The organism is Corallococcus praedator (assembly GCF_003612125.1).
GTDB lineage: Bacteria > Myxococcota > Myxococcia > Myxococcales > Myxococcaceae > Corallococcus > Corallococcus praedator.
Genome location: NZ_RAWI01001391.1, coordinates 1 through 392, shown reverse-complemented (window position 1 = coordinate 392; position 392 = coordinate 1). Strand labels below are relative to the sequence as shown.

Below are 392 nucleotides of genomic sequence, written 5' to 3'. Positions count from 1 at the left end.
GTGCAGAACGCGGTGCGGATCGATTCGACCCCGACCACGGTGGCGACCAGCCTGCGCAACCGGTTGCAGCAGAGCGGCGGCGACACGGTGTCGGAGTTCTCGGCCGTCACCCGGTACGCCGATCGCGACGTGATCAGCTACCGGGAGACACCGGGTTCGGGTGCGGCGATCCGGTGGTACGTGATGGTCTCCTCGGCGCTGCAGGTGAGCGTCGGGTGCCAGCCCGGCACCCGCGGGGAGTCCGTCGACGCCGCCTGCGCCGCCGCGGTCGGCTCGGTCACGATCGCACCGCTGCGCTGAGGAGCATCGGGCCAGGTGAGGCGCCCACCCGAGCGTTTTGACCGGCCCGGGGCGACCCCGTACTCTGAACCGCTGGTGCGCGGCACCCCGTC

1 protein-coding gene is annotated in these 392 nt (G+C 72.2%); it reads left to right on the top strand.

Annotated elements, in window-relative coordinates; genetic code table 11:
- The coding region (locus tag D7Y13_RS44595) for a type VII secretion-associated protein (RefSeq protein WP_120631174.1) at positions 1-300 on the top strand (300 nt) is incomplete at its 5' end.
- Positions 301-392: the final 92 nt, after the last annotated feature.